This is a genomic window from Chloroflexus sp. (assembly GCF_049970315.1).
GTDB lineage: Bacteria > Chloroflexota > Chloroflexia > Chloroflexales > Chloroflexaceae > Chloroflexus.
In genome coordinates, this window is sequence record NZ_JBMFNE010000017.1 from 66,587 (window position 1) to 91,463 (window position 24,877).

Annotated in this window: 22 protein-coding genes, 1 tRNA gene, 1 other RNA gene and 1 pseudogene; 9 read left to right on the forward strand and 16 right to left on the reverse strand. The window is 55.4% G+C overall.

The genetic code is table 11. The features are described from left to right. The first annotated feature begins 131 nt into the window (after positions 1-131). Positions 132-902 (forward strand): transposase, encoded by a 771-nt coding sequence (locus ACP5OT_RS12370; protein ID WP_428132282.1) that lies wholly within the window; start codon positions 132-134, stop codon positions 900-902. A gap of 355 nt (positions 903-1,257) precedes the next feature. Here the strand turns inward: ACP5OT_RS12370 and ACP5OT_RS12375 are convergent, their stop codons facing one another. After that, positions 1,258-3,972, reverse strand: coding sequence for a clostripain-related cysteine peptidase (locus tag ACP5OT_RS12375; protein WP_428111762.1), 2,715 nt, complete (start codon positions 3,970-3,972; stop codon positions 1,258-1,260). Positions 3,973-3,997: 25 nt separating this feature from the next. On the opposite strand from ACP5OT_RS12375, the gene gatA reads away from it, so the two are divergent. The 3 genes from gatA (at position 3,998) to ACP5OT_RS12390 (ending at position 6,392) form a co-directional block, all read left to right on the forward strand. After that, entirely contained in the window at positions 3,998-5,464 is a 1,467-nt protein-coding gene (gene gatA, locus ACP5OT_RS12380; protein WP_428132284.1) for an Asp-tRNA(Asn)/Glu-tRNA(Gln) amidotransferase subunit GatA, read from the forward strand. Between the two features lie 103 nt (positions 5,465-5,567). Continuing rightward, complete coding sequence (gene rpsR / locus ACP5OT_RS12385) at positions 5,568-5,813, forward strand: 30S ribosomal protein S18 (RefSeq protein WP_015940224.1); 246 nt, start codon at positions 5,568-5,570, stop codon at positions 5,811-5,813. Between the two features lie 93 nt (positions 5,814-5,906). Continuing rightward, positions 5,907-6,392 (forward strand): Fur family transcriptional regulator, encoded by a 486-nt coding sequence (locus ACP5OT_RS12390; protein WP_424677059.1) that lies wholly within the window; start codon positions 5,907-5,909, stop codon positions 6,390-6,392. Between the two features lie 75 nt (positions 6,393-6,467). On the opposite strand, the gene ACP5OT_RS12395 is transcribed toward ACP5OT_RS12390, so the two are convergent. The 6 genes from ACP5OT_RS12395 to ettA form a co-directional block, all read right to left on the reverse strand. After that, positions 6,468-7,016: a hypothetical protein gene (locus ACP5OT_RS12395; protein WP_424677058.1), complete on the reverse strand. Its 549-nt coding sequence runs from the start codon at positions 7,014-7,016 to the stop codon at positions 6,468-6,470. 9 nt (positions 7,017-7,025) lie between these two features. Beyond that, complete coding sequence (locus ACP5OT_RS12400) at positions 7,026-7,649, reverse strand: GNAT family N-acetyltransferase (RefSeq protein ID WP_424677057.1); 624 nt, start codon at positions 7,647-7,649, stop codon at positions 7,026-7,028. Positions 7,650-7,656: 7 nt separating this feature from the next. Continuing rightward, a complete protein-coding gene (locus ACP5OT_RS12405; protein WP_428132287.1) occupies positions 7,657-9,036 on the reverse strand; it encodes a serine/threonine protein kinase in 1,380 nt (459 codons plus the stop codon). Between the two features lie 232 nt (positions 9,037-9,268). After that, positions 9,269-10,615 carry an acetyl ornithine aminotransferase family protein gene (locus tag ACP5OT_RS12410; RefSeq protein WP_424677055.1) on the reverse strand — a complete coding sequence of 449 codons (1,347 nt, stop codon included), beginning with the start codon at positions 10,613-10,615 and terminating at the stop codon, positions 9,269-9,271. 195 nt (positions 10,616-10,810) lie between these two features. Next, positions 10,811-11,836: a zinc-dependent alcohol dehydrogenase gene (locus ACP5OT_RS12415; protein WP_428111755.1), complete on the reverse strand. Its 1,026-nt coding sequence runs from the start codon at positions 11,834-11,836 to the stop codon at positions 10,811-10,813. Between the two features lie 513 nt (positions 11,837-12,349). Beyond that, a complete protein-coding gene (gene ettA, locus ACP5OT_RS12420; RefSeq protein ID WP_424677053.1) occupies positions 12,350-14,026 on the reverse strand; it encodes an energy-dependent translational throttle protein EttA in 1,677 nt (558 codons plus the stop codon). Between the two features lie 159 nt (positions 14,027-14,185). Between ettA and ACP5OT_RS12425 the strand changes: the two genes are divergently transcribed. The 4 genes from ACP5OT_RS12425 to cdd all read left to right on the forward strand — a co-directional run bounded on the left by ACP5OT_RS12425 (position 14,186) and on the right by cdd (position 17,182). Then, positions 14,186-14,259, forward strand: a tRNA-Gln gene (locus ACP5OT_RS12425). Positions 14,260-14,414: 155 nt separating this feature from the next. Next, positions 14,415-15,353, forward strand: a complete 939-nt coding sequence (locus ACP5OT_RS12430; protein ID WP_424677052.1) for a ribose-phosphate diphosphokinase — start codon at positions 14,415-14,417, stop codon at positions 15,351-15,353. Between the two features lie 94 nt (positions 15,354-15,447). Next, complete coding sequence (locus ACP5OT_RS12435) at positions 15,448-16,791, forward strand: hemolysin family protein (RefSeq protein ID WP_424677051.1); 1,344 nt, start codon at positions 15,448-15,450, stop codon at positions 16,789-16,791. After that, positions 16,772-17,182: a cytidine deaminase gene (cdd, locus tag ACP5OT_RS12440; RefSeq protein ID WP_428111752.1), complete on the forward strand. Its 411-nt coding sequence runs from the start codon at positions 16,772-16,774 to the stop codon at positions 17,180-17,182. Before ACP5OT_RS12435 ends, cdd begins: the two co-directional genes overlap by 20 nt. A 58-nt stretch (positions 17,183-17,240) precedes the next feature. On the opposite strand, the gene ACP5OT_RS12445 is transcribed toward cdd, so the two are convergent. Continuing rightward, positions 17,241-17,888, reverse strand: a complete 648-nt coding sequence (locus tag ACP5OT_RS12445; RefSeq protein WP_424677049.1) for a hypothetical protein — start codon at positions 17,886-17,888, stop codon at positions 17,241-17,243. Positions 17,889-17,979: 91 nt separating this feature from the next. Here ACP5OT_RS12445 and ffs point away from each other — a divergent pair. Beyond that, positions 17,980-18,078: signal recognition particle sRNA small type (gene ffs / locus ACP5OT_RS12450), an RNA gene on the forward strand. 86 nt (positions 18,079-18,164) lie between these two features. On the opposite strand, the gene ACP5OT_RS12455 is transcribed toward ffs, so the two are convergent. The 8 genes and pseudogenes from ACP5OT_RS12455 to tuf form a co-directional block, all read right to left on the reverse strand. Next, on the reverse strand, positions 18,165-21,062 hold the full coding sequence (locus ACP5OT_RS12455; protein WP_428132289.1) for a hypothetical protein: 2,898 nt from the start codon (positions 21,060-21,062) through the stop codon (positions 18,165-18,167). Between the two features lie 146 nt (positions 21,063-21,208). After that, entirely contained in the window at positions 21,209-21,607 is a 399-nt protein-coding gene (gene rplL, locus ACP5OT_RS12460) for a 50S ribosomal protein L7/L12 (protein WP_424677563.1), read from the reverse strand. Between the two features lie 113 nt (positions 21,608-21,720). Next, complete coding sequence (gene rplJ, locus ACP5OT_RS12465; protein ID WP_424677562.1) at positions 21,721-22,266, reverse strand: 50S ribosomal protein L10; 546 nt, start codon at positions 22,264-22,266, stop codon at positions 21,721-21,723. 222 nt (positions 22,267-22,488) lie between these two features. Then, positions 22,489-23,202 (reverse strand): 50S ribosomal protein L1, encoded by a 714-nt coding sequence (gene rplA / locus ACP5OT_RS12470; RefSeq protein ID WP_428132291.1) that lies wholly within the window; start codon positions 23,200-23,202, stop codon positions 22,489-22,491. Positions 23,203-23,262: 60 nt separating this feature from the next. Then, positions 23,263-23,688, reverse strand: a complete 426-nt coding sequence (rplK, locus tag ACP5OT_RS12475) for a 50S ribosomal protein L11 (RefSeq protein ID WP_015940240.1) — start codon at positions 23,686-23,688, stop codon at positions 23,263-23,265. 83 nt (positions 23,689-23,771) lie between these two features. After that, a complete protein-coding gene (gene nusG, locus ACP5OT_RS12480) occupies positions 23,772-24,335 on the reverse strand; it encodes a transcription termination/antitermination protein NusG (RefSeq protein ID WP_015940241.1) in 564 nt (187 codons plus the stop codon). Positions 24,336-24,358: 23 nt separating this feature from the next. Then, complete coding sequence (gene secE / locus ACP5OT_RS12485) at positions 24,359-24,586, reverse strand: preprotein translocase subunit SecE (protein WP_015940242.1); 228 nt, start codon at positions 24,584-24,586, stop codon at positions 24,359-24,361. Between the two features lie 71 nt (positions 24,587-24,657). Continuing rightward, positions 24,658-24,877: pseudogene (gene tuf / locus ACP5OT_RS12490) on the reverse strand (elongation factor Tu); the annotation flags it as partial.

Consider the following 24,877-nt stretch of genomic DNA (forward strand, 5'->3'; position numbering starts at 1 on the left):
AGCGAGCACGTTTGTTGTTTGCCAACCTCCCCTTCACGGGCAAATCTTCGATCAACACTGCTTAGAAGCTATCTCATACATTGGTTGCTGTGAGATAATAGTGCTGATCCTTACGATGGGGGGTGAGCACGATGGATCTGACCGATGAACAATGGGCCATCATCGAGCCGCTGACTCCTGAGGAGGAACGAATCCCAAAGCCCAGGCGTGGCCAACCACGGCGCTCGCCTCGGGACGTGCGTAATGGTATCCTTGGGATACTGCCGAGCGATGCACCCTGGAAGGATGTGCCCGCGCGATATCCACCATCCCAGACCTACCACTGGCGTTTCCAGCGGTGGGTACAGATAGATGGGGGTCATGGAGGAGATCCTGTGAGCGCCGGTCAAGGACCTGAAAGAGCGAGGGGGACTGGACCGCGAAGAATGGTGCATCGATGGCACCTTTGTGGTGACAAAAAAGGGGGCCTCGGGGTAGAAACGACCACGCGGGGCAACGGTGCGAAGCGCATAGCAATGGCAGACGGCGCCGGTCGTCCTCTCTCCGTATCCATCACCCGTGCTCGCCCGCATGAAGTGACCTTGGTCGAAACGACGCTGGAGGCATCGTGTGCCTCAGACCTGCCGCGAAGGTTGCTGGGAGACCGTGCTGATGACCGTGACCGGTTGGGCAGGCGTTTGGCAGAGCGGGGCATCGAGATGATTGCTCCGCTAGTTTTGGCAACAGAGACAGATCGTGAGCTTGTGGGTGGAATCTGCGCGCATAGTTGCAATGCGGGCACGAAGTCACGCCACTGCAGTTGCGTTTTTCTCGCGATTTTTGGAATCGGCGTGTTGGCTTCGATTCCAATTACCACTTTTGTTGCGATGACCTGGCACCTCGACCACCGACTACGAATCTGAAGAGGTTTGGGTTCTCGGATTTTTCTGGAAAGTGTCACCACGGCCTTTATGCCTAAACCCACGCCCACGACGCCATCCTGTGTGCGCTTGGTACTACACATGGTCGAACACATCAATCTAGATTGCTACAAACCGGCCAATCCGCCGTGCGCGAAACCTTTCAACTGCTGTTTGAGCACCATCACGTTAGGACGCTGACTGCCGCGTATTACCGGTTCCACGACGATTGTCATCGGTTCGCACAGCCGGAATCAAGCGCTCTGCACACTTCCATCGGTGTCATGCCTTGCTGGTGACACCTAGCAGCTTCTCATCAAAAAACACTTTTGGCAAGACTGGTGTCTTGCTCAACCCCTTACCTACTCACAACTGGCAGATAGTTTTCATAAGCAATCGGTAGACCGACAATTAACGGGAGAGCGGTTCCGCCGGACAAACTAGCCGTTACCCCTCCAACACCAACCGGACGATCACCGGCCAGATACCGACGGATAAATGCACTCCAATTATCGGTTTGCCCACGATAGATCAACATTTCTATCAACAACGGTTGGGCACCGAAGAGTGAACGGTGGGGAAAGAACTCGGCGAGTCCCGCCCCCGGTGGCAAGGTTGGGTTACCGACTGCGCCATCAGGTAATCGACGTACAGCGATGACCAAGGGGTTCGAGCCGCCAAGCGTATTGGCAAGTGTCGTGGTAGCAGAGCGCAATGCAGCCAGATCGCTGGCCTGCAACGCCGGTGAAGCAGCAAGCTCTGCCGTGAAATCACCGAGATCGATGAGGGCATCATCAGGCGCAGGCACAACGGCTCCGCTCTGATCGCGCAACGCATCGGCCAAACCATTCCCTGAAGAGTCATAGATGGTACTCGCTGAACGGACAGTAGTTAGTAATGGTTGTATGACCGTCCGCCGTTCGTCCAAGACACGTGCCAACTCTGCAGCCAAAGCGTTGCGCGCAGTATAGACCGCTTCGGCCCGCGCCAGATCAAACGCCGCCAGCGCGTATCCACGTCGCACTCCATCGGCCCGCACAGCGGTAGCATAATATTCGAGGCTATCGACGGCTACGCTGCGTGGATTTGTCCCACCACTCGCAACTAATCGGGGCAACACCCGCTGCAGCCACGCAGTGCGCCAAAGCTGACCGGGTGGCGCCACCAGATAATTGGCAGCGGGAGCCAACGCCAATGCGGTATTCAGGTTCGCCATAAGTGGCGCCTGCATCAACACCAGATCGATCCGCTTACCGACATTGGTCGTGGCTGCGGCTAGTGCTTCACCCAGATCGGCAATCGACATTGCCGGATTATTGATGCTCGACTCATCGTTCCCAAACCCCAAGGCCAGATGGGCCGGTCCCACCAGCACCAACATTGTCCGATTGGCCGGAAATTCACGCAGTCCATACTCAACAAACGTGCGCAAGGTAGCGGGATCGGCGCTGTTCGGTTCGGGCTGACGCCGACAATCAACGCGGTCGGCCCGAATTCCACAGATTCGACCACCGGTGTTGCCATATCCATCGTAGAACGTTACGAGCGAAATAGTCGGGTACTGGGCAGCTAATTTTGCCAACCGCTCAAGCTCAAATGCAGGCTGAGCAACTGCGCTCATCCGAGCCTGATCGCCAAGGGCGTTATCGGCTGCCACATAGATCAGCACCGTCCAATCGGCCCGCTCGGCACCAACCGGTACGCCCTCATCATCGGATGGCTGCACCGGGAACGACGTTGTTTGGATGAAAGTTATCGTATGCTCGGCAAAACTATACCCATACGCCGGCAGCGTATCGGTACCGCGATTATCGTGTACGATGGCATACCAACGGTATGGATGATTGTAGCGCAAACGCATGGTGGCAAAATCTACCGGAAGTAGATCGAAAAACGGAGCATCGGCGGAAAGCGGTGGGCTACACACCTGCGGTGGCAAATTAATATCAGGAACGATCAGCTCCGGATCGTACAAGCAGATTTGGTACGTCTCACCTTCAATCCCGCGCAGTTCGATTTGGAATCGTACCGGCAAGTCATCGCGCAAGATACGGCGCGCCTGTGGCGGTGGATCGAGCAAACGCACCGTGCTCAGCTCGAGATCGAGATCGGTCTGCTCTTGTCCAGGTGCCAATGAAGTAATCACCGGCCCGGCCAACACCCCAAGGCGGTTAGGATCACGACGAGCAGCGAGCGGCTGATTCACAAACCAAACCTGATACACGGCACCATCTAGAAGTGGCGACACACTCATCTGATAACGATAGCCATCTTCAGCTAACGCAACTTGCGTAGTGGCGACAACACGCTGCCCAGCACTATCAGACCGCACCAATACGATCTGTGCATCACGTAGATCGGATTCAGGACTATTCCGTTGCGTCACCCGACCGCCAATGGTCGCCAACGTGCGCGTACAAACTTGGGCATCAATATCATCAAACGAGATGCTGATCCCAACACCATCATTCACGCCGCGCATTGTAATCACCAGTTGTGCCGCACCGAGTTCAGCAAGGCGTGCTATATCGGTCGCCGCCCACGTAAATGCGCGCCAATTTCCATCGGCATGTCCACTCAGCGGAATATTGACGGCAAACACACGTCCGGTCGGTGAAGGATCGTCAGGTACATTCAGCGCGAGGATCACCGTATCGTTCGGACCTAACGCACCGGGAACAATCCGGTAGCGGATTGAACCGATGATTTGCTCGGTCAGAGGCGGAACGGTGAACTGTTGGCGAAACGCATCGACATCAACCGGACCATCGCTATCGCCATCATCATCTTCGGTCAGATAGATCGCGCGCGGCGCCGAAAAGACGCGGGCGGCAGCATCGGTAAAAGTTATTTCGCGGCGTATCGCCTGCCATGGCGAAACCGACAGTGCAAGGCTGATCAATGGATCGGCCAATGCAGTGGTGCAGAGCAGAGGAGCCGGTGTTGGTGGTGGCTCGCTCGTGGCCGCAGCACGTGGCGCCGGTAAACTTCCGGCAAGCAACGCAATGCAGATCAAGATGGTGAACCGACGCACCATCTGCTGTATCGAAGTCTGGTACAATAAAGCGACCATGCGCCAAAACTCCGCTGGAGGCGATATGACCGAATTACAGTATCTTACCGTTAGCGCCGCCCACACAGCACTTGCTGCCGGCGAACTCACCGCCGTTGAACTTACCGAAGCATGTCTGGCACGAATCAACGCCACCGAACCGCAGATTCGCGCCTTCCTACATCTCACACCTGAAGCCGCATTGGCCGCCGCACAGGCTGCCGACGAGCGTCGCCGACGCGGACAAGCGCTAAGCCCACTAGATGGCATTCCCATCGGCATCAAGGATGTGATTTGCACCAACGGCGTACCGACGACTGCCGGCTCCCGGATATTAGCCGGCTTCCGCCCACCCTACAACGCCACCGTCATCGAGCGTTTACTGGCTGCCGGCGCCGTCTTGATCGGCAAACTCAACTGCGACGAGTTTGCGATGGGTTCGAGCACCGAGAACAGCGCCTACCAGATCACCACGAACCCGTGGGACACCAGCCGCGTACCGGGAGGTAGTAGTGGTGGTAGTGCTGCGGCTGTTGCCGCCGGTCAAGTACCGGCTACGCTTGGCACCGATACCGGAGGCTCGATCCGCCAGCCGGCTGCACTCTGCGGCATTAGCGGTCTCAAACCGACCTACGGACGGGTTAGCCGCTATGGCCTGATTGCCTACGGCTCCTCGCTCGATCAGATCGGGCCAATGGCATGGACGGTCGCCGATCTAGCTTTGATCATGAACGTAATTGCCGGGCACGATCCGCGTGATAGTACGAGTGCTCCCATTCCCACCCCCGACTACACAGCGGCCCTTACAGGTGATATGCGCGGGTTACGAATTGGTATTCCCCGGGAGTACTTCGTGGAAGGGATGGAACCGGGTGTAGAAGCTGCAACCCGCACCGCGATTGAGGTGCTGCGTGAGCAAGGTGCGACGCTGGTAGAAGTCTCACTGCCACACACCAAATATGCTTTGCCTACATACTACATCATTGCGCCCGCCGAGGCTAGTGCAAATTTAGCTCGTTTCGACGGTGTGCGCTACGGCTTCCGCGCCGAAGGTGAAACGATGTGGGAACAGATCGAGCAGACGCGCGGTCAAGGATTTGGGCCGGAGGTACGGCGCCGGATTATGTTAGGAACGTATGCCCTCTCGGCTGGGTACTACGATGCGTATTATCGGCGTGCGCAGCAGGTGCGCACGTTAATCAAGCGCGACTTCGACCAGGTCTTCAATGGGGTCGATCTCCTTGCTACACCAACTTCACCGACCGTCGCCTTCCCCATCGGCCAAAAGATCAACGATCCACTGGCGATGTATCTGAGTGATGTATGCACCCTACCGATCAATCTGGCCGGAGTTCCCGCGCTGGTGGTACCGTGTGGCTTCAGTGACGGTTTACCGGTTGGTCTCCAACTGATTGGTCGCCCATTTGATGAAGCAACGTTGCTGCGTGTCGGTGATGCGTATCAGCGTGTGACCGATTGGCATACGCGCCGACCAGATCTCGCCCAGGCATAACCGGTGAACAACACTGCATCCGCCTGAGTTGTGGTATACTAAAAGGCGGTTTAAACATAGATAACCGGTCTAATATTGCTTTGGACAAGGAGAAAAACCATCAATGAGCCGTTCGCGAGGTATGGGGCGGCCGCGTTCACGCCGCCGCGAGTGTGAGTTTACCAAGCTCGGGATTGTACCTGACTACAAAGACGTGAAGCGCCTACAAAAATACTTGACAGCGCAAGGCAAGATCCTGCCGCGTCGCCGAACCGGTGTGTCGGCGAAGATGCAGCGCCGGTTGGCCGTCGCTATCAAACGTGCCCGCCATTTGGCGCTCTTGCCGATTGCACCTGCGCATACACGCTAGTACCAATCGCCAAAGATGACAACCGTGACGTGCGAGGGATAGCAGCAGCTTGCCTGCCTACCCTCGCATGTTGATTACAGTGGAACGTAGAGTATGGCGACTAATACCTCGTCGTTGTTACAACCACCACTCGATACGCAAGCATGGCTCAACGGTGTACGCGCAGCATGGCAACGCAGTGGCCTGCGCATTACCGGCCCTCGCCTGCGGGTCATTGAGACTATCGTCTCGTACCAAGCGCCCTTCAGCGCTGAGCAACTCTATGCCGACCTCTGTATGCATAGCGATGCTCCAGGTCGGGCAACCGTCTACCGTACTATTGACCAATTGCACGCAAGTGGCTGGTTAGCCCGTATTCACGGTTCGGTTGGCGAAGAGGGTTACATCCCTTGTCAGCCCGGTCACCTTCATCACCTCGTCTGTACCCAGTGCGGCGCTGTGACCAGCTTTGAAGGGTGTGACATCGAGCAGATGATCGCAAACGTTGCAGAACAGACCGGGTTTAGCGTCGAGGGGCATTTACTGCAATTATTTGGCCGTTGCGCCAAATGTCGGTCGCAAGGCCAGGTTGCATCATAGCGTTGCCGATCACGTGTTCAGAGCACGACCCGCAATCGTACCCTTTCTTTTATGGTGACTAACGAGTTGGTGGGATCAGGGTAAGTCCACACCAAGCTGGTGTAAGCGCGGTCGGACGATCTCTAACGCCTGCATCAGTTGCAGGCGTGTGGTCAGATAGGTGAGATCGAGCTGGTGACGACGGAGAATGCCGGCAACATCGGCGACATCATGCTTCCCCTGCTCAGGGCCGCGCTGCAAGAGGAGTTTGTGCGCGACAATATCTTCTGGTGCAGCAACAAACACCTGTGCTCCAAGCAACGGCATCCGACGACGATGGCACTGCATCGGTTCATCGAGCCAGAACGGGTGACTCAACCCTCCACTGCGCACGGTCAGGTCTTCAAACAGCTTGATCCCGCGCCAGATCACCCGTGATCCGTCGGATTGAACAGCTTTGTGTGAATGTTGCAACAGGGTTACAACCCGCGACAATGATCCGCGCTGGACCAGTACATCAATATCGTTGAGTGGGCGACGATCGCCGTAGAGATGAGCCGCTGCCCCACCAATCACAGCCCATACCATCTGATCGCCATCCAGTAAACGCTGAACAATCGCAAGATTTCCGGCGATAAGTGACATGATCATTCCTCATTCGATTAGCCCGCCACCGGCTGCCAACCAAGCCTCGCGGGTCAATTCCATCTCGTAGAACTCAACGTGCGCACTAAACTGATTACGTCGAAAGTATGAACGTAAATGCTGGTATTGTTCATCATCCAATAACCGGAGGACCGGCTCGTTACCAACCTGACGCCATTCACTCCCAACACTAACAAAGCCTAACCGCTGATAGCAACGCACAGCCCGCCGATTAAACGCAGCTACATCGAGCACCATGCGTTGGTAGCCAAGCGCACCGAAATAGTAGGCAAGGAAAAGACGGAGCGACTCACCACCTAACCCCTGCCCGACGTAAGGCTGCGCCAGTGATATGCCGAGCCGGGCCGATTGACGGCGTCGATCGATTTCTCGCAACGAGATACGACCTATCAGAGACCCCGACCGCAGTTCGATAGCCCACGCTTCTGTTGCCCCCGTCCAATCCTGATCGTCATGACCGGGTTGATACGGACGAGGAATATTCCACAGTGAGCTGAATGGTTCGCTGTAACGTGGCCAGCGCTCTTGGATCAGCGTATCGGCGCGTCGCCATGGCCTAATGCGAACCCGCTCGCCGAGTAATTCACGCGCGTTCGATTCGTGTGTCACCATCTCACTCCTACGGTTGTGGACGCAAATAGTTCAGTGACATCCACCCCTCTATGCTCTGGCCGTTTAACTCAACCCGCACCTTGAGCCATGGAATATTATCGGCGATGACCGGCCCTTCCAGCTTACGTACTACGACGCCGTTGGGAACGACGGTCATAATCGTGTCCGAACGCGCACTCGGCTCCGAGCGCAGATTGAGTCCTTCGGCGATATTGACCACATACAGTTCAGGTGGTGCTCTCCCCGGCCAATTGAAATCGGGCAACGACCACGAGGGTGCATCGGGCAACTGCGATGCTGTTCCGAAGCCCAACTGCCGAACGATCCAGGTTACGCCCCAAAATGAGAGGGCCGCAACGCCGAGCAACAGCATGATCATGACGAGAATGCCACCAACCGTTCGACTCCAGTGTTGTCGACGCAGACTATCAATATCGAACGAGCCGGTGAACACTTGACTCACGCGGTTACGGAGCGAGCTGGTCGGCATGGGTGAACGCACAACCGGTGCGACCTGTACCGATTTGGCATCTGATGGCGTTTGATGATGCGTCGATCCACCAACCGCTGGCCGGCCGCTCGTGCGCACCGGTTCGACGTTCAGCCGCCGCGTTGACACGGTGAGTTCGCGCCACAGATCGTTGATCGCCGTCACGAACGATTGGGCATCGGCAAAGCGATGAACCGGATCATGCGCCGTTGCGCGGGCAATCAAGCGGTCAAGGGAGGGTATATACATCGTTGGGCGTACCCGCGCCAGCGAAGGTACCGTTTGGGTTAAATGAGCCAGTGCCGTTGATTGAGCATCGTCACCGTGGATAGGACGTTGGCCGGTGATTAGTTCGAACAGCAGAATACCTAAAGCATAAACGACACTCGACAACTGCGGTGCTTGGCCTTTACTCAGTTCGGGTGCCCGGTAGTGAGCAAGATCGGCAGCGATGAGGTTGGGCTCAAAACACCAGCCATCAACTAATTTGACCTGACCGTCGCCGACCAGGAGGAGATTGGCACTGCTGATTGGCGGGTGAAACAAGCCGAGGGGCAACTCCGGTGAACGGTGGCTTTGGCACAAGGCGACCGCTTCTACCACTTGGCGAACAATTGCCAGCGCTTGTTCAACGCTTAAAGCGCCAACACCCAAGAGTGGGCGCCCATCAACCGCTTCGGTGATTAGAAAAGGGCGGTCATTACGTTCACCGATGTCAAACACTTCGAGGAACACCGGATGCGAGCGATGCGCACTTTGTTTCGCTTCGGTAAGGAATTGCGCTCGTTTATGCGGATGCATGCACAGCTCTTTGCGCAGCAAATGGATCAAGACCGGCCGTTGCAAACGCAGATCGGTTGCTTTGTACACCGTAGCAAGGCGTGATTCGCCAAGCATTATGTGAACACGATAGCGGCCAAACAGGACCGGTTCTTTTGATACGTCAGGAAAGGTCATGCTATCGTCATCAATACAGTCGGGGTGACATTGAGCTAAGACAGTGAAGCGCGATAGAAAACCTTAAACGCCTCGCCTTCTGCACCCCTTACTATTTCCTCGTATATAGTATACCGCCGGAGTGCATATTGTGCCTCCGGCGTGAGTAATCAATCGCTGGATAACGTGGGCCTTAGGCGACGCACGCCTCGATAGCGAGGGCAAAGCGCGCGACTGCTTCATCAGCTTGTGCCTTGGTAAGAATAAGCGGTGGGCAGAACCGAATCGTCGAGGCACCACACGTCAACACCAGCAAGCCCTTGCGAAAACTCTCAACCATCACGGCATCGGCTAATGCGCCATCGGGTTCACCCTGTGCATTCACAAACTCCACCCCGATCATCAATCCACGTCCGCGCGCCGTACCGATCTGCGGAAAGCGCTGCTGCAACGTTTGCAGTTGCGTGAGCAAATACGCACCGACATCGGCAGCATTGGCCATCAATTCCTCTTCAACCATGCAGAGCAATTCATACGCCACCGCACACGTCAGGCCATTGCCACCGTAGGTATTGCCGTGCGAACCGAGCTGCCACTGGCGAGCCAGCTCGGTGCGGGCAATCATCGCGCCGAGCGGCAATCCACCGCCCAACCCCTTAGCCGAGGCGACAATATCCGGTACAATCCCCTCATGCTCGAACGCCCACATCTTCCCGGTACGTCCTACCCCACTCTGCACCTCATCAACGATGAGCAAGATACCGTAGCGGTCGCAGATGGCGCGTAACCGAGATAATGCACCGGGCGGTGGCACAACATAGCCCCCTTCGCCTTGAATCGGTTCGATAATAATAGCAGCTACCTCTTCCGGGGGGGTGGTGGTTTTGAACAATACGTTCTCAATCACATCAAGACAGGCGATTTCACACGACGGAAATTGGCGATTGATCGGACAACGGTAACAATTCGGGTAGAAGGTATGGCTCACACCGGGTAGCAATGGAAAAAAGCCACGACGCTGGCGAGGCTTCGAGGCGGTCAGCGAGAGACTACCGTAGCTCCGTCCGTGAAACGCACCGTAAAACGCGATGATATTCTGCCGCCCGGTTACATAACGAGCCAATTTGATACTTGCCTCAACTGCCTCGGTTCCACTGTTAGTAAAAAAGACTTGCCAGCCTTTTCCACCGGGCATCAAGGACACGAGCTTCTCGGCTGCCCGCACCATCGGCTCGTTGTAGAAGTCGGTACCCGCCATATGGGTAAATCGCTGCAATTGATCGTTGGCTACCTTAATCAAACGTGGATGACAGTGACCGGCTGCCAGTACTGCAATGCCTGCATTCATATCGAGAAAGCGATTCCCATCGACATCCCAAACTTCGCATCCTTGGGCATGGTCGATCACGAGTGGGTACACCCGACCGAGCGGGGCAATGACTTCATTGTCACGCGCTATGAGCGCTTGGGCAAGCGGACCGGGAACCGATTCGGGCATATAATCGGCAGGCATGTGCGCCTTTTCGGTGTGAATGGTCATAATGCTGCTCCTTTGCAGATGCGATGGTCAGGCTGCTATTGTAGCCTAACAGCAGTTTGAGCGTCAAGGATGCTGCAAGGGAGAAGGGCGCGAGCGTGGGGTTACAGATGTGGTGAGGAGCCGTCAGGTGATACTGAAACCACAAAGTAGTGGAAGACGCGAGCGATGGATCACACCTCTCGCGTCTTCGTCAGGCTAAAACTCGGAGAAGACAATCCGCGGCGCCTTGTTTCGTCCGTGCTCGACATCGGCAAACGCTTCATTCACTTGCTCAAGCTTGCGCGTCTCGTAGAGCACACGGGTCTTCCCAGCGGCATGGAGGGCAAACGTCTCGGCTAAATCAGCGCGGGTACCTACAACCGAGCCAATCACGTGAATACCCTTGAGGACGGTCTCGAAAATGGGTAACTGCATATAATTATCGGCCGGCAGGGCAACGAACACGATCCGACCACCGCGAGCGAGCGATTGATACGCTTGTTCAAACGCCTTGAGTGAAACAGCAACGCAGATCGCTGCATCTACCCCACCCCACTTCTTCAGTTCTTCGACCGGGTCTTGTGTTTGGGCGTTCATCGTAATATCGGCACCGAGTTCTCGTGCAGTCTGCAACCGCTCATCAAGCAAATCGATGGCGGCTACCGTTGCACCGGCAATCTTCGCATACTGCAACGCCAGATGGCCCAACCCGCCAACCCCAAAAATGGCTACCAGCTCAGATGGACGCGCGCCCGATACTTTAACCGCCTTGTAGGTTGTAACACCGGCGCATGTCAGTGGGGCCGCATCGAGCGGTGACACACCCGGTGGCACAATACCGACGTACTTCGCATGGGCCTTGGCGTACTGCGCATAGGCACCGTCGAGGAAGTAACCGGTATTGAGTTGACTTTCACAGAGCGTTTCCCAACCGGATGCACAATACTTGCAACCACCGCAGGCGTATCCAAGCCACGGAATCGCAACCCGATCACCTTCCTTAACATTCGTCACGCCTGGGCCAACACTCTCCACAATCCCGACCCCTTCATGGCCGGGAATGAACGGTAACTTTGGTTTTACCGGCCAATCGCCGTGCGCTGCGTGAATATCGGTATGGCAAAGACCTGAGGCCTCGATCTTGACGACAATCTCACCGAATCCCGGCTCTGGCTTAGGCACTTCTTCGATCATTAACGGTCGACTGAAATCATGGACTACCGCTGCTTTCATTGTCTTCATTGACAATCCTCCTGCTCTCCTCTTTACCGATTGACGACGTACCTACCATAAGCCCGTTGGGAGGTTGATGGGTTCAGATTATTGGGAACAAGGATGAGTATTAACGATAACAGACGTTTATACATTGAAATATTACAATATATTCTTTGAGGAAGAAGGATTGATTTTTCATAAAAAATTTTATTGTATTAAATTTTCAATTTATGATTAATAAAAAGGGCTATGAATAGTTTGTTTAAGAATAAAATATCATAGCACATTTATCATGTCAAGAACTTCAATCAGGAAGAGAAACAAAATAATATCTAAATTATACAACTAAAAACTTTTGAAATCTCAGTTATTCCAAAATTATCACACCTAAGCAATATATCGTCCCGTCTCAAGTGCAGCATTCGGCGACAATTTGCACACTCGATACTGCTCACAACAGACACAAGCGGCACCATATAAAGCAACAAACCATCCCGATGGGATGGTTTTTATCGAACGTGACTTGTGAACCGGTTGTAACTACCGTGTCAACTTACGATACACAATCCGGTGCGGATGATCGGCCACAGCACCTTTACGACGGCGGTAATCGGCGACGTATTCCGAATAGGTACCGGGGAACCAAACAACTTGGCTATCACCCTCAAAGGCGAGGATATGAGTTGCCACGCGGTCGAGGAACCAGCGGTCGTGCGAGATGATCAGCGCACAACCGGCAAAGTTTTCGAGACCTTCCTCCAATGCACGCAGGGTATGCACATCGAGATCGTTGGTCGGCTCGTCGAGCAACAGCACATTCGCTCCCGACTTCAGAATGCGCGCGAGATGTACCCGATTACGCTCACCACCAGACAGACTACCAACCAACTTCTGCTGATCGCTGCCACTAAAGTTAAAGCGCGCGCAATAGGCGCGAGAATTCACCTGCCGCCCACCGAGGATAATTTGGTCGTTCCCTTCTGAAATCGCTTCCCACACCGTCTGCTTCGGGTCGAGCACCTCACGGCTCTGATCAACGTAGCCAAGCTTCACCGAGGCACCGATTTCGAGCGTCCCGGTATCAGGCTGCTCTTGGCCAACAATCATCCGAAACAGGGTCGTCTTCCCGGCGCCATTCGGACCAACGATACCGACAATCGCCCCGGGCGGGACATCAAAGCTAAGATTTTCGTAAAGCAGCTTATCACCGTAAGCTTTACTGATATTCGTCGCCCGAATCACCAGATCACCAAGCCGCGGACCGGGCGGGATGTAGATCTCCAACTCGCGGTCACGCTGATCTTGATTTTCGCCGAGCAGCCGTTCGTAGGCAGCAATGCGCGCTTTCGACTTCGCATGACGGCCTTTCGGCGTCATATTGATCCATTCCAACTCACGCTGTAACGCCTTCTGGCGCTGGGACTCGGCTTTCTCGGTTGCAGCCAATCGCTGCTGCTTCTGTTCGAGCCAGCTTGAATAGTTGCCACGCCACGGAATACCGTGCCCACGTTCGAGTTCGAGAATCCAGCCGGCAACGTTGTTCAGAAAATGCCGATCGTGAGTGACCGCAATCACCGTTCCCTTATACTCTTGCAAGTGGCGTTCCAGCCATGCCACCGATTCGGCGTCAAGGTGGTTGGTCGGCTCATCGAGCAACAGAATATCCGGTTGTTGCAGCAGCAAGCGGCACAGCGCCACCCGCCGCCGCTCACCACCCGACAACACCGCTACCGGTGTATCGCCTGGAGGACAGCGCAACGCATCCATCGCCAACTCGAGCCGACTGTCGAGATTCCAACCATCGACGTGATCAATTTTTTCTTGCAACTCGGCTTGCTCGGCGATTAACGCATCGTAGTCGGCGTCAGGATGGTTAAATTGCTCGGTAATCTCATCGTAGCGACGCAGCAGCGCGACCACCTCGGCCATACCCTCTTCAACCACCTCGCGTACCGTCTTGGTGGTATCGAGATACGGCTCCTGTTCGAGCAGACCCACCGTGTAGCCGGGAGCACGGGTAATCTCACCGATGTAATCCTGGTCAATCCCGGCCATAATCCGCAACAGCGAACTTTTGCCGGAACCATTGGCCCCAATCACACCGATCTTTGCGCCATAAAAGAACGAGAGACTGATGTCTTTGAGTATCTCACGGTTGGGCGGTACGACTTTGCCCACCCGATACATCGAAAAGATTATCTTCTGCGTATCGGTCATGCATCACTCCTTGTTTTGGGTTATATTGTCTCTAGTGTAACATATCTCCAGGGCCGGTCTGGGTGGTACTGCCGTCCTCGATAACCACCCCTGTCTCGGAACAATCCATCGGAGGGTTGACAACACACGGCTCAGCTTGTGGTATAATAGCTGACGGAATGCCGGGTTGTGTAATGGCAGCACAGCGGACTTTGGATCCGTTTGTCCAGGTTCGAGTCCTGGCCCGGCAGCCAACTCATTTTTACCGTGCTGCGGGCAATGAAACGACTGAACACACACAACTGGCTATCAGGAACAGTGGTTAGAGTTTCTAGCTCGGCCAAGTGATGAGGTGCGCAGTGAGTATGCTCGCTGCGCGTTTCTATCTCAGGAAAGAATTGATGACATCATGGACGGTCGTCTGCTGATTTTTACCGGCAACGCCAATCCGGCGTTAGCCCAAGAGATTGCCCGCAACCTGCGCATCAATCTTGGGCGGGCGCTCGTCGGTACCTTCAAAAATGGCGAGACACGGGTCAAGATCCACGATAACGTGCGCGGCTGTGATGTATTTGTGATCCAGCCAACCTGCACCCCCGTCGATCACCATCTTATGGAACTGCTGATCATGATCGACGCTTTCCGCCGAGCATCAGCCGCTCGGGTAACGGCAGTTATTCCCTACTACGGCTACGCCAAGCAAGAGAAGAAGACGTCGGGCCGCGAGCCAATTACGGCAAAGCTGGTGGCGAACCTTATTCGCACCGCCGGCGCCGACCGCGTCTTGACGATGGATCTGCACGCACCGGCAATTGAGGGCTTTTTCGATATTCCGGTCGACCACTTACAAGCCTCCCCATTATTGGCCGACTATATTCGCGACCTCAACTTACCAAACCCGGTGGTTGTCTCGCCGGATACCGGTGGGGTGGGTAGGGCCAACCGCTTCCGCGAACGGATCGGGGCCGGCCTCGCGATTATCGCTAAGCAGCGCCCAGAGCCGGACACGGCTGAAGTCATTGAGATGGTTGGTGAAGTCGAAGATAAAACGGCAATTATCGTCGATGATATGATCTCGACCGGCGGTACCCTGATTGAAGCAGCCCAAACGCTTTTGGCGCGTGGGGCGCGTGCGGTCTATGCTTGTGCAACCCACGGTATCTTTGCCGATGATGCGCTGAAACTGATCGCTCAATCTGACCTGATCGAGACGATTGTCACCAATACCATTCCACAACCACCTGAAGCTGCTGCGGCTCGCGTGCGCACTATTAGCGTCGCACCGCTATTCGCTGAAGCTATTATGCGCATCCACAAGGATCTCTCGCTCAGCGCGCTCTTTTCCTGATGACATGGCTTACCGCGCCTGAACCTACGTGGTATACAGGCGCGTGTAAGTATATTGCGCGTAATGCTGTCTCCCAGAAAGGAGGAGGATCGATTTGGAGGACCCCGGCCCTAGTTCGATAATCATCGGCATCGGCCTCTGTCTTACTATGCTCGGTATTACCTCGGCTGCCGATACGGTCATGATGATGGTTAGCCGTCCTCGTCTGCACGCCCTGCTTGCTTCGGCCGGTCTTGGCAGCCAACGTTTCACTGCCCATTTTCTCGATGAGCCATACCGAATCAAGTCAGCCATCATCTTTCTCAATACGGCACTGACGATTACGGTTACAGCGCTGACCATTCACCTCACGATGCCGTATGGTTTGACCATCGTCATCGGTGGCATGGCAATTCTCTTGTTTACCATCCTGCTCCTGAGTGAGGTTATCGCAAAAGCGCTCGCTCGTCGCAACCCGGATACGACCATTCTCGTACTGGCCCGCCCACTGGTTGCAGTCACAACGATTTTGTGGCCGTTAATGGCTATCATCAATGTTATCACCCGACCGATCTTTACCCTCGTGAGTGGTCAACCGGCGCCACCGGCGCCGCTCGTAACCGAAGAAGAGCTGCGTTTGATGATGAGTGCCGGTGAAGAGGCTGGCTGGATCGAACATGAAGAGCGCGAAATGATCGAGGGGGTGATGGACTTTGGCGATACCCTGGTGCGCGAGATTATGATCCCGCGGGTCGATGTTGTCGCGCTCGAAGTCAATAGTTCGCTCGATCGAGCACTCGATGTGGCGATTACACGCGGTCATTCACGAATTCCGGTCTATGAAGAGACTATTGATAATGTGGTCGGTATTCTGTACGCCAAAGACCTGATCCCCGTGTTGCGCGATGGTCGGCGTGATACGCCGCTGCGCGATCTGCTCCGTCCGGCCTACTTCGTCCCGATGACGATGAAGGTCACTACACTGCTTGAGGATCTTCAACGCCGGCGCGTTCACATGGCGATTGTTGTTGATGAATACGGAGGAACTGCTGGTATTGTTACTTTAGAAGATTTGCTCGAGCAGATTGTCGGTGAAATTCACGACGAATATGATACAGAAGAACCGGCGATTGTCGAGGTAGGGCCGCACGAGTTCATTGTCGATGCGCGCGTCCCGATTGATGACATCGCCGAGTTGCTTGAGGTCGAATTCCCGGCTACTACTGCCGATCGGATCGGCGGCCTCGTTTACGAGCAACTAGGTCGTATTCCGCGGGTGGGGGATGAAGTAACGTGTGGTGATGTTACCATCACGGTATTGTCGATCAAAGGCATTCGCGCTGAACGCTTACGTGTCATTCGCCAACAGCCGGCCCAGAACCAAGCGGCAGCACCGGCTGAGGCAGAAAAACCGCTGTTGCCGCTCTCGCAAGAAGTGCATGGATCCAGTGGACCTTGAACGGCTCATTGCGGCAGCTTTAGCTGCCCAACGCCGTGCGTATGCACCATATTCACAGTTTGCCGTGGGCGCTGCCGTCCTTACCGCAAATGGACATATCTTTAGCGGGGCAAATATCGAAAATGCCTCGTACCCGCTCACGATCTGCGCCGAACGGGTGGCACTCTTTTGCGCCCATATGGCCGCCGCCGGACCGGTGACGGCACTGGCAGTAGTAACGCCAACAACTACCGTCGCCAGTCCGTGCGGCGCTTGCCGACAGGTAATCTTTGAGTTAGCGCCACACGCTCAGGTCGTACTGCTTAATGCCGATGGCAGTGATCGGCGGTTTACCACACCCGCTGAGTTGCTCCCCTACGGATTCGGCCCTGAACAATTGCGCGAACGATAAGCCTCGATCCGAGTGATAATGATTAGGTGTCCGCCAGGCTGCTGCACACCATAGGTACTTACTGCGGTTTGCTACTATCTGGTGGGGTTTCCGGCATCGGTAATAATGGTGCAACCGGTGCAACCAGCCGATCAACAATCGCACTCAAACGAGTGAACTGAGGGCCTAGCTCGGTCTCGACCAAGGGAATATTGACCGGTACATCGAGTTCGACCGGGATCGATGTCACCAGCTTCACATTCATGTTCAAATCAACCGGCAATTCAAGGCCTGCCGGTAAGACAATCGCTACACTGGCATTGAGATTACCACCACCACCGGGAAACGTAATTTGGGCCGGTGCTTGCAGCGAAACCGGTTCGGTGAGAGTGACCACATTCCGCTCGGTCATGATGGTTGCGCGATTGATCGGGACATCTAGTTCGATCGGGAGACGGGTGCTGAGCGGCACTGTATACACGATTGTTGCTGTTTCAAGATGATTAACAACATCTTGTAGCTCGGCTAAATTGTTGGCGGCAAAGGCTGGCAAACTATCGGCCAATTGCGCAACTTGACGTTGGTTCATGACCAGAATCCCGATCACAACCCCCAACACCGCCAACAAGACTGCGTTCATAATAAACGATGTCCAAATCATAGCCTTGTACAAAGGGGCAATACGTGCATAGCGCTTCGGAGTCTGCGTTGTGGTTTCGCTGCTCATGGTACCTCCTCCACCTACATATTGAGAGGAATAATACCATGCTCATTAGTAGATGCAAGAGTTGCAAAATCGCCATTTTGAAGTATAATGGAATAGTGCCGCGAACGGCAGATACTTGCGGAACCCCGCCAGGACCGAAAGGTAGCAACGGTACGCGAGTTCCTCTGGGTGTTCGCGGCGCGTTATTTTGGCAGTGACACTGGCAACCCGTGCAACCCGGCCATCACGCCCGCACCGACCCACCTTCGCGGCACGGTGTTTTGGTAGCGACACTGGCTACGCCCGATCATCGGCAATGATCGCCGTCGCCAGATCGGCCAACAAGGGGGTCCCGCCGATTCGTTGCAAGAGAGGGATGACCAGCTCAAGTGCATGAAATATCTCTTCACGCCCAACCGCGGCCTTTGCCAATGTTGTTGCCAAGCGCGCCAAGGTCATGGGATCGGTAGGATCAAGGGCCACAATAATTGCCAGTTCGGCGCGTACCCGCTCATTCCGGCGGCGGATGCGACGGGCGATCTTAGCCGCAGTCGCCAACTCACCGCGTTCGGCGAGGGCTACCACCAGGGCTGCACGATACCGGCTACGCACCTCACCGATCAGCAGCTCATCGGCCAGTTGGTCAGCCAGCGTGGCATCAGTCGTTGCTAACAACGGTGCGATCAGCACTAAGGCACGTCCCCGCTCAGCGGGCACCTCGATCGCACGAATCATTGATACAGCGGTGAGTACATCACCGGAACGCGCGCGAGTAATGGCCAAATCGGCGCTAGTACGCGCACGCTGATCGGCAGCAACAATCGCCATTGCCTGCGCCATTGCTGATTCCCAATCACCGATAGAAGCTAACGTGCGTGCAATCTCATCGCGTGCCCAATCTCGCTCATCGTCATCGGTCATCTGGGCCAACACAGCCTGTGCTCCGGCATAATCACCTGCCTGTACACAAGCAACCGCAACCCGCGACAAGGCCCGTTCCAGTTCTTCCCCGCGTAACTGGTTGGCTATCGCCAATGCTCGATCCTTACGACCAATCGCTGCATGGGCCGAAGCAAGAGCAGCCAGCAATATTGGACGATCCTCGCCTTGGAGGGCATCAATCTCGCGCGTTGCTCGTTCGGTAGCAAGATTAGCAACCAACCCTTGTAACAACACGCGCAACTCGAGCAACGTCGTCACGCGCAACTCACGATTGCCAATCCGCTCAGCCGCTGCCAATGCATCACCATCCTTTTCGGCGTGTGCAAAGACGCGAGCCAGGCGAGCTAAACCGCGATCACGCTGATGTTGGCCAGGTAACGACATAATTCGGCGCAACGCAGCCTCTTCATCACGCAAGGCCACCTCGCAAGCCAGCTCAATCTCGGCCCAGGCGCGTGCAGTTTCTACCTTCAGCTCGTCCAACATCATCGCACCGCGCGGATCACCGATCCGTTCTAAGGCAACTGCCACCTCGGCCTGCGCCCACGCGGCCCGATTTTCGTGCAGAATGGAGCGCGACAAGCGCCATGCGCGGTCGTACTGACCATCTTCAAGTAAGCGTCGTATCACCAACGTCTCAACTTGGGCACGGCGTTCGAGTAGATCGATCAGCTCCGCACAGGCTAAAGCCCGATCAACATCACCGGCTGTCAAGCAAGCAGTCGCCAGCGCCTCGATAGCTTGATCGCGAACGTCACGCCAAGCCCGCGAAACCGGCTGTGCCTCGAGGTCAAGTGCCCGGGAAAGGAGACGCATCGCAGCGCTACGCATATTAACGCTATAACACGCCTCACCGAGCTGGCGCAACACAGCCGCTTTTGGGACACCATCGGGCAACTGCTCAACGATCGCCGTTACCCGGCGCAAACTTCCTTCACGTCCACCGGTTTGAACAGCGGTGAGAAAGGCAGCAACCACAACATCGCCGGTAAGTTGCCGCGCGCGGGTAGCAAGTGTACCGGTGATGGCAGCAATCCGCGTTAAATTCAACGGTGAACCGGCTGCGGCATCGTACAACATCCAACCGGCATCCCGCAACGCGCCGGCTATTCCTTCACGCAATTCGCGCTCACGCAACCAAGTTGTTGGGTTAGCCGTAGGCAAATGAGCCGGACGTTGGGTAGGGGGACATAACGCTGCATGGCGGGCCAATTGGCGTCCCAGATAACGGTTCGTCAAATCGAGTGGGTTTTGTTTAAGCCGTTCGGCGTACCAACGAGCCAATTCTCCGTGTGCAGCATTCATCTCGTGCGCAGCGTGGCGGGCCAAAAACAAGCGCACCGCGCGATGCACATAGCGCACGAGCAAAATCGTATCATCCTCACTCAGTCGGCGTAGATTGATATGGACGAGACCCTGTTCTTCCCAGCGGTCAAGAATGAGGTGTGGGTGTTCGGCACTGACTTCGGCTAACACCTTCATCGGCAACGGTTCACCCGCAGCGGCCAACAAAACGGCCAATCGTTGCTCGGCTCGACTAAGCGACTGCCACCATTGCTGCAACAGATGATCGAGATCGGGTGGCAAATTTGCTACATCAAGCAAACCAAGGTGGAGCCAGCGTTCAGCCCAACTCAGATAGAGCAGATTACCGCGGGCTGCCAAAACAAGCGGTTTGCGCCAGCTCGGTGGGCAATTACGGCGTTCGAGCAACGACATCTGGGTTTGGAAAAGAGCACTATCGGCCCTTGGCAAGACAATTCGCGCATCAGGCTCGATTGGCAATGAACCGTGGACGAGCAGTGTCACACCGGCAGGCAGATCGAGGGGCAGCGGCAACGGCAGTGAGCGTAAGGGCTGTCGATCACGGTTAGGCGCGCTGACCAGTAGCACCAGTGGTCGATTCGGATCGACGACCTCGGCCAAAAGCCGTTCAAAAGCGGCAGGGTCGGTTAATGCAGCAGGATCGACCAAAGGCAAAGAAGGGCGGCGTAGTGCGGCTATTTGGGCGTAGAATGCCAATGCCCCGCCACCATCATCATCATCGGTCAGCCAGAGTGGCCACTCAGCGCGCACTGCTAACTGAGCGAGCAACGTCGTTGCTCCGCTCCCCATTGGTGCGTCGAGAGCGATCACGCCCTGTTGTTCGCGCACCATCGTGCAGACAGCGTCGAGCAACGCCGGTCGCTCGATAGCGGAGCGCAAGCAGGCATGGACTCGTTCCTGCTGAGTCCGTAACGCTGGTGCCACCATGGCATATAACTCACTAAATTGCTCAACAGCGCGAAAAGCGCACGGTATTATAGGCGTCATCGATCATGTACTATACCACACCCTTCCTAAAAACAGGATACGGGCACAGCAGTACTGTGCCCGTATCAATCAACCTGGCAGCAGTCTTACTTAATCTCAACCACTGCACCGACCTCAGTCAGCTTCGCCTTAGCTGCTTCGGCCTCTTCCTTGCTAACACCCTCACGAACCGGCTTAGGCGCACCTTCAACCAGGTCCTTCGCTTCCTTCAGGCCAAGGCTGGTCAGCTCACGCACGACCTTAATGACCTGAATCTTGTTGGGGCCAGCCTCCTTGAGGATGACATCAAACTCAGTCTTCTCCTCAGCCGGCGCGGCAGCAGCAGCACCGTCACCGGCGGCGGCCATCGGCGCAGCAACACCCATCGCCATCACCGGCGCAGCGGCGGTTACACCCCACTTCTCCTCCATCTTCTTCTTCAACTCAACCAACTCGAGGACATTGAGGCCCTCGATCATCTCGATAATCGTATCAATCTTCGACATAGCTGGTACACTCCTTTACGTGATAGATGAATTATTGGACAGATACAACACGCCATGCCATCACATTGCGCACCATAGCATCACAATGCTATAAGAACTAGCACACGGTGTTACTACGATGAACTTTGCGGCTGCAACTGATCGATGCGTGCCTGTAAGACATACAGCACATTCGAGATTGCGGCGTTAAGCACGCCAACCACTCCTGAGACCGGCGCGGCAATCCCACCAACAACTTGAGCGAGGGCTTGTTCGCGTGAGGGCAACTTGGTCACCTGCTCCAATGCATCAGCGGGAAGTAATGCCTGACCGAGCAGCGCACCGCGAACGGTAAAGCTCTTGTTACCCGACTTCAGATAATCGAGCAGCGCCTTTGCCACTTTAGAAACATCATCATAGGCAAACGTAACCGCAGTCGGCCCGGCGAGCAGTGGATCAAGCGCGCCACGCCCGGTATGATTGGCTGCAATCTTAAGCAACGTATTCTTCGCGACAACCACCTCACCACCGTGCTCGCGCAACTTGCGGCGCAGTTCGGTCATATCGGCTACCGACATACCACGGCCTTCGCCGCGATAATCGGCCACGATCACCAACTGAGCGCGGCTCAGCTTTTCGGTCAACTCCTGAACCGTCTCAATCTTACGCTGTGTTGGCATCTATTTCACCTCCTCTCTGGTTGAAATACAACAAAAAACGGTCACTTGCGTCCTGAGACCAAGCGACCGAGAACGGCGCAGCAAATGCCGCACACTATTGACGGAGCGAGCACATTGCTCACACCTATCACATCTCAGACGCCACCTCGGCCGGCGCCCAATAGAGCATTACGAGCACTTGCTCACCGGCTGTCTCAGGCAGCTAAGAGATTAAGCTATCGATTACAGCTTCAGATTCTGGACCGCCACCAGATCTACCGGTACACCGGGACCCATGGTGCTGGTCAACGTCACACTCCGAATATAAGTACCCTTTGCGCCACTCGGCTTTGCCGCTTTCACCGCCTCCATCAGAGCGGCCAAATTCTCGCTCAACTGCTGAGAGGTGAAGCTTACCTTCCCAATCGCAACGTGAAGAATACCGGTCTTATCATTACGGATCTCAACGCGACCACCTTTCACTTCACGGATGGTACGCGCCAGATCGGCCGGTTGCACCACCGTTCCGCTCTTGGGGTTCGGCATCAAGCCACGCGGACCCAACTTACGACCGATACGTCCCACCTTGCCCATCATATCGGGAGTAGCTATCGCCACATCGAAATCGAAGAAATTCTCACGGTCGATGCGAGCAATCAGATCATCGCTCCCGGCGTAATCAGCACCGGCATCGAGAGCCGCTTGTAACGCCTCACCTTGGGCAAAAACCAAAACTCGCACCGTCTTACCGGTACCGTGCGGCAAGGCAACGGTAGTGCGGATATTCTGATCGGCGTGGCGCGGATCAATACCAAGACGCAAATGAGCCTCGACGGTGGCGTCAAACTTCGTATAGGAAGTTTCCTTCACTAACGCAATTGCTTCGGCGGGTGTATAGAAGCGTGATCGATCAACTTTCGCCAGTGCAGCGAGATATTTTTTTCCGTGCTTCGGCATAGGACAACTCCGGGTGGTGATGGCGGACCGTAGAGCGATCCTCCCACCAACTAACAACGCTTAATCAACGATCTTGATCCCCATACTGCGTGCAGTACCGGCAATAATTCGCTCAGCCGCCTCGATATCGTTTGCATTCATATCAGGCAGCTTTTGCTGGGCAATCTGTCGCAACTGGGCACGGGTAATCGTACCGACCGGATTACGCTTCGGATTACTCGAACCCTTTTGCACACCGGCAGCCTTGCGTAACAAATCGGCAGCAGGAGGAGTCAGGAGGCGAGCGACGAAGGAGCGATCGCTATAGATCGAAATCTCAACCGGAACAATGCTACCGGCTTGCGAAGCCGATTTCTCATTGTACTCCTTCACGAACGCCATGATATTGATACCGTACTGACCAAGTGCAGGACCGACCGGCGGAGCCGGGGTCGCCTTGCCAGCCGGTAATTGCAGTTTTACAACTGCGACAAGTTTCTTTGCCACGACACTACTCCTTACATAACGGGAGGCATTGGTCCGCCTCCCTCCCTCGCACAACCGGCGAGGTCACGGACAGAGAAACAACGCTACTCAACCAGTTTCGTTACCTGCAAGAAATCAAGCTCAACCGGCGCTTCCCGGCCAAAGAACGAGACCAGTACGCGCACCCGACCACGCTCGTGGTCAATAGAATCAACGATCCCTTCAAAATCGGTGAACGGACCATCGATAATCTTAACCGCCTGCCCCTTCTGGTAGCTAACACGCACTTTCGGCGTTTCACCTTCCATTTGGCGCAGGATAGCTTTCACCTCTTCATCATCCAGTGGCGTTGGTTTATTCCCATGCCCGACAAAGCTCGTAACTCCCGGTGTGTTGCGAACCACGTACCACGAGTCGTCGGTCAGGCGCATTTGCACCAGCACGTACCCGGGATAGATTTTCTTATTGACCGTGCGGCGTTGGCCGTTTTTAATCTCAATCTCTTCTTCAGTCGGCACAATCACCCGAAAAATCTGGTCTTGCATCTCCATTGAAGCGATACGATGCTCCAGATTTTTCTTGACTTTGTTTTCGTAGCCTGAATACGTATGGATCACGTACCAGCGCCGATCATCGGCCTCTTTGTCTTTGTTTTTTTCCTCAGACATGGGCAGCCCCTGTTCGCGAACAGCTACTGGACGAGGCTTACAAGGCTCGTGTAGAGGAATGTGAAAATGGTGTCACCGATAAAGAGCAGCAATCCGATCACGATCGACACTGACACCACGAGCACTGTAAGGCGAATCGTCTCTTCGCGGCTTGGCCAAACAACTTGCCGTAACTCGCTGCGCGTTTCGCGAAACGTGCGGACGAGAATGTTTTCCTGAATATCGCGCTCTGTGTCTTTGGCCACGGCCATTGTATACCCTTCACTCTGAAGCTGCCGACGGCGCTACACCGCCAGCAGCTTCGCGAATCCGGCATCAGATATTAATCAAGGATCTTGGTGACGACACCTGCACCGACGGTGCGCCCACCCTCACGGATAGCGAAGCGGAGGCCCTCTTCAATCGCCACCGGCACAATCAGCTCAATCGTCATCACCACGTTGTCACCCGGCATCACCATCTCCATCCCCGCCGGCAAGCTAATCGCCCCCGTCACGTCGGTGGTGCGGATGTAGAACTGCGGTCGGTAGCCGGAGATGAAC